At 69.8% G+C, this 5,510-nt stretch carries 4 protein-coding genes; 2 read left to right on the forward strand and 2 right to left on the reverse strand.

Features of this window, described 5'->3' with window-relative positions:
- Both ON39_RS21055 and ON39_RS21060 read right to left on the reverse strand, forming a co-directional pair.
- On the reverse strand, window positions 1–1,590 hold a 1,590-nt coding region (locus ON39_RS21055), incomplete at its 3' end, for a GNAT family N-acetyltransferase (protein WP_040736902.1).
- Window positions 1,583–2,737 carry an acetoin utilization protein AcuC gene (locus tag ON39_RS21060; RefSeq protein ID WP_246003223.1) on the reverse strand — a complete coding sequence of 385 codons (1,155 nt, stop codon included), beginning with the start codon at window positions 2,735–2,737 and terminating at the stop codon, window positions 1,583–1,585. The genes ON39_RS21055 and ON39_RS21060, both read right to left, overlap by 8 nt.
- Window positions 2,738–3,094: 357 nt before the next feature.
- Between ON39_RS21060 and ON39_RS21065 the strand changes: the two genes are divergently transcribed.
- Together ON39_RS21065 and galE are read left to right on the forward strand one after the other, a co-directional pair.
- On the forward strand, window positions 3,095–3,781 hold the full coding sequence (locus ON39_RS21065) for an iron-dependent transcriptional repressor DtxR (protein WP_040736903.1): 687 nt from the start codon (window positions 3,095–3,097) through the stop codon (window positions 3,779–3,781).
- 3 nt (window positions 3,782–3,784) lie between these two features.
- On the forward strand, window positions 3,785–4,765 hold the full coding sequence (galE, locus tag ON39_RS21070) for a UDP-glucose 4-epimerase GalE (protein ID WP_040736904.1): 981 nt from the start codon (window positions 3,785–3,787) through the stop codon (window positions 4,763–4,765).
- Window positions 4,766–5,510 lie beyond the last annotated feature (745 nt).

Consider the following 5,510-nt stretch of genomic DNA (forward strand, 5'->3'; position numbering starts at 1 on the left):
CGGGCCTAGGTTCACCGGGTCACCGACCTCGAGACCCTCGCTCTGCGCCGCGTCGACGGCGAGCCAGTTCAGCGCCGCGCTGTTGCCCACGACCGCCAACCGGGAGCCGCTCGGCAGTGGCTGATATCCGAGCAACGCGGCGCAGTCGAACAGCTCCGAGATCGAGTCGACCTGCACGATTCCCGCCTGCGCGAACAGGTCTCGCACGATCGAGCGATCCATATCGCCGCCGGGTTGGGCCGCGTGCCGGCCGCTGCTCACCGCCACGATCGGCTTGGTCCTGGCCACCCTGCGCGCGATCCGGGAGAACTTGCGCGGGTTGCCGAAACTCTCCAGATACAGCAGGACCACATCGGTGTCGGGGTCGGTGTCCCAATACTGGAGCAGGTCATTGCCGGACACGTCGGCGCGATCGCCCGCCGAGACGAAGGTCGACAAGCCGAGATTCCTGGCCGCGGCCTCGCCGAGGATGGCAGCGCCCAACGGCCCGGACTGACAGAAGAACCCGATCCGCCCACGGCCGGGCAGTACCGATGCCAGCGTCGCGTTGAGTGCGACCGCCGGGTCGGTGTTCGCAATGCCGAGCGCGCTCGGCCCCACCACCCGCATCCCGTGACCCCGCGCGGCCGCGACCAGCTCACGTTCGGCCGCCCCGCCGCCGACGCCGGTCGTGTCGAACCCGGCGGTCAGCACGACAAGTCCCTTGACGCCCTTGGCCATACAGTCGTCGAGCACCGAGCCGATCGACTCCGGCGGCACCGCGACCACCGCCAGATCCACCTCGTCCGGAATCTCGCGCACCGTCGCGTAGGCCCGCACCCCGCGCACCGAGCGCCGACTCGGATTCACCGGGAACACCGGGCCCTGAAAAACACCCGACAGCAAGTTGTTCAGCACCGCGCCGCCCACGCGGCCGGCGCTCGGCGTCGCCCCGATCACCGCCACCGATCGCGGCGTGAGCAGGTTGCCGACGCTGCGCGCCTCGGAGGCCCGCTCCCGCGAATCCCGCACGGACAGCAGGGCTTCGGTCGGGTCGATGGCGAACTCGAGATGCAGCACCGAGCCGTCCCTGCTGCGCTCCACCTGATAGCCCGCGTCCCGGAAGACCGTCACCATCGTGGTGTTCTCCGCGAGCACCTCGGCGACGAACGCCTCGATCTTGCTCTCGGCGGCGGCTCCGGCCAAGTGCTCCAACAGGATCGAGCCGAGCCCCCGCCCCTGATGCTCGTCGGCCACCACGAACGCGACCTCCGCCGAGCGCCGGCCGACCCGGTCGAGCAGTTCGTAGCGCCCCACCGCGACGATCGCGTCCCCGAGCACCAGCACCAGCCCGACCCGGTCGTGATAGTCGACGTGAGTGGTCCGGTACAGGTCCTTCGGCGAAATCCGCGGGTACGGGCCGAAATAGCGCAGATATCTGGTGCGGTCGGACAGGGCCGCGTGGAAGGTCTGCAACGCGTCCGCGTCGTCCGGGGTGATCGGCCGGAGCCGGACCACGCCGCCGTCGGAGGCGAGCACGTCGGCGAACCAGTGCTGCGGCGGCGGGGGCGGAACCGCGGGGGTGTCCGGAGTGTCTACGGGGTCAGTCACGAGGGTCCTCCGGGTCGAGGCCGAGCAGTCCGAAAGTCGCTCGGCGGGTGGCCAGCACGGCCGTGTCGATGGCGCGTTGGGCGCGGTCGAGGCGCGCGTCCCCAGTCTCCCCCGTGCCGCCCGGCCCATCCCACGGGCGGTAGGCGATGTCGGCGTCGTCACCCATGGTGCGCGGCGGATTCACCTGCGGCGCCTGCGCGTAGACCAGATCGATCCAGTCCTGCGGAACCTCGGTCTCCGGCGCGATCGTGCGGTCCAGCGCCGTGGCGAGCAGATGGGTCCAGGCCCGCGGCACCACCCGGACCAGGCCGTAGCCGCCGCCACCGACCGCGAGCCAGCGTCCCTCGGCGTACCGGTCGGCCAGGTCGCGCATGGCGCGGAAGGCGGCGCGCTGACCGTCCACCGTGAGTTCCAGATCCGCGAGCGGGTCCTCACGATGGGTGTCCACTCCACACTGGCTCACCACGATCTGCGGACGGAACGCCGCCACCGCGCCGGGCACCACCGCGTGAAAACCCCGCAGCCACTGCGCGTCTCGGGTGCCGGGGAGCATGGCCAGGTTGATCGCGGTGCCCTCGGCGGCGCCGACGCCCGTCTCCTCCGGCCAGCCGGTGTTCGGCCAGAGCGTGGCCGGGTGCTGGTGCAGCGAGACGGTGAGCACCCGGGGGTCGGCGTAGAACGCGCGCTGCACGCCGTCGCCGTGGTGCACGTCGACGTCCAGGTAGGCGATCCGGTCGAAGCCGTGGTCCAACAGCCAGGAGATCGCCACGGCGGCATCGTTGTACACGCAGAATCCGGCCGCCGAGTCCGGCATGGCATGGTGCATGCCGCCGCCGATGCTCACGGCCCGCCGGGTGCGTCCCTCGGCGATCTCGCGCGCCGCGGCCAGGGTGCCGCCCACGATCACCGAGGCCGCCTCGTGCATGCCCGGAAATACCGGATTGTCCGATGAGCCCAGGCCGTACGGCGGCGACTCCGGCGTGCCGACCGGCGGTGTGACCCGCTCGACCGCGTCGATGTAGTCGGGGGTGTGGATGCGCAGCAGGTCGGTGCGGCCGGCCGCCGCGGGTGCCAATACCTCGACACCGTCGAGTAATCCGAGACTTTCGGCCAACGCCATGGTGAACTTCAGGCGCGCCGGTTTCATCGGATGCTCCGGAGTCCAGCTGTAGTCGAGAAACCGGTCGGTCCACACGACGGTTCCGGTGCTGTGTTGCTCGCTGCGCGGTGTCGATTCTTCGCTGCGCGGCGGTGTCGATACTTCGCTGCGCGGTGCCGGGTGTTCGCTGCGCGGTGCAGTGGCCATGGTCGCAACGCTACGCGGGAACGTAGGAACCCCGTCGAACGTTGCTATGCAGTAGAAATACAGACAAGTGCGATCGCGGCGACCCGCCGTGCGCCGACCGGAATCCCGCATTGCCGCGTGCCGCGCGGCGCGACGCCGTCCGGCGCACGGTCGTGTCGGTGTGCGTAGGTAGAATTCGTGCCGACGAAGGGGTAACAGGTGAAAGATCTGGTCGACACCACGGAGATGTATCTCCGTACCATCTACGACCTCGAGGAGGAGGGCGTGGTGCCCCTGCGCGCCCGCATCGCCGAGCGCCTCGAGCAGAGCGGCCCGACGGTGAGCCAGACCGTCGCGCGGATGGAGCGCGACGGGTTGCTGCTCGTCGCCGGAGACCGGCATCTCGAACTGACCGAGAAGGGCCGCAGCATGGCGGTCGCGGTCATGCGCAAGCACCGGCTCGCCGAGCGGTTGCTCGTCGACATCATCGGCCTCGACTGGCAGAACGTGCACGCGGAGGCCTGCCGCTGGGAGCACGTGATGAGCGAGGACGTCGAGCGGCGCCTCGTGGAGGTGCTCAACCACCCCACCACCTCCCCCTACGGCAACCCGATCCCCGGCCTGGACGAGCTGGGCATCGTCGCGTCGAACTCCGCCGAGGAACCCCTGGTCCGGCTGTCGGATCTGCCACATGGTCAGGTGCACGCGGTTGTCGTGCGCCGGCTGGCCGAGCACATCCAGACCGATCCCGAGGTCATCGGGCAGCTGCGCGAGGCGGGCGTGGTGCCCGACGCGCGCGTGACAGTCGAGAACAAGCCGGGCGCGGTGGTCATCACCGTGCCGGGCCACGGCGGTTTCGAGCTGTCCGACGAGATGGCGCACGCCGTCCAGGTGAAGCTGGTCTGACGCGTGAAGCTTCTGGTCACGGGTGGCGCCGGCTACGTCGGCGGCGTGTGCGCGCAAGTACTGCTCGAAAAGGGTCATGAGGTCGTCGTCGTCGACGACCTGTCCACCGGCAACGCCGACGGGGTGCCGACCGCGGCCCGCTTCGTCGAGGGCGATATCGCGCAGGCGGCGACCGCGCTGCTGGCGGCCGAATCCTTCGACGGTGTCCTGCATTTCGCGGCGCAGTCGCTGGTCGGCGAGTCGGTGCAGCAGCCGGAGAAGTACTGGCACGGCAATGTGGTTAAGACCTTCGAGCTGCTGGAGGCCATGCGCCACGCGGGCACGCCACGGCTGGTGTTCTCCTCCACCGCGGCCGTGTATGGCGAGCCGGAGCAGGTGCCGATCACCGAGGACGCGCCGACCAGGCCGACGAACCCGTACGGTGCCTCGAAACTCGCCATCGATCACGCCATCACCTCCTACTCGATCGCGCACGGGCTGGCGGCGACCAGCCTGCGCTACTTCAATGTCGCCGGCGCCTACGGTGGCCTCGGCGAAAACCGCGTGGTGGAAACCCATCTCATCCCTCTCGTTCTTCAGGTCGCCCTCGGGCATCGCAAGGCGATCTCGGTGTTCGGCACCGACTGGCCGACTCCCGACGGCACCGCGGTCCGCGACTACATCCACATTCGCGACCTCGCCCAGGCCCACCTGCTGGCCTTGTCCACCTCCGAGGCCGGCACTCATCGCATCTACAACCTCGGCAGCGGCACCGGTTTCTCCGTCCGCGAGGTGATCTCGGCCTGTGAGCGCGTCACCGGCCTACCCATCACCGCCCAGGACGCGCCGCGCCGCCCCGGCGACCCGGCCACCCTCATCGCCTCCAGCGCCCGCGCCACCGCCGAACTGGGCTGGCACCCCGAACACAACGACCTGGACGAGATCGTCTCCGACGCCTGGGATTTCCTCCAGACCCTCGGCCCTCGCGCCCACAGCGCCCACTGACGCCCACCCGATTGCCAGCGGCGCTCAGGTCCTCGCGCCGTAGCGCCCACTGGCATCTCACTCAACTGCCCTGCGGCGCTTCGGCCTGCGTGCTCACAGCGCCCACCGACCTCCACTCGATTGCCAGCGACACTTCGGCGCTCGCACCCCGCAGCACCGATCGGCTACCCCACGGCGCTTCGGCCTGCGTGCTCACAGCGCCGACTAACCTCTACTCGGTTGCCGGCGGCGCTTAGGACCTCGCGCACCGTAGTGCCCACTGACATCCACTCGACCACCAGCGACGCTCAGGGCTAGCGCCCACAACGCTCGCTGGCATCCCACTCGACTGCTCTGCGACGCTCAGGCACTCGCGCCCATAGCGCCCAGTAGCCTCCCAATCCCACTCGAGTGCTCTGCAGCGCTTAGGCTCCCGCCCATAACGCCCGGCGGCATCCACTCAGATGCCCTGCAACGCTTCGGTAGCCACGGCGCGGGCGTCCTCCCCAACCGGGGCGGCACGGCTCACCAAGAGCCGCGCCGTACCCCGCTTTCTCCAAACCCCTTCGCGCCGAAGAGAACCGACCGCCGCGACCTCGCGGTCAATACACGGTCCACAGTGATCCGGCCCTGGACCCACACATGCGGCAGACTCACAGCGCTCGCCGAAAACCTCAAACTATGCCCGAGCCCAGAGTCACATCGGGGCCCGCAGCGGCGATGCGGCCGTTGCGACGCGCGGACGACGTGCTGACTGCGGCGGTAC

It is taken from the genome of Nocardia tenerifensis NBRC 101015 (assembly GCF_000308715.1).
Taxonomy (GTDB): domain Bacteria; phylum Actinomycetota; class Actinomycetes; order Mycobacteriales; family Mycobacteriaceae; genus Nocardia; species Nocardia tenerifensis.

Bases quoted from the DNA above. Each gene is read 5' to 3' on its own strand.
- ON39_RS21060 (WP_246003223.1), bottom strand. From the start codon at position 2,737: ATGAAACCGGCGCGCCTGAAGTTCACCATGGCGTTGGCCGAAAGTCTC.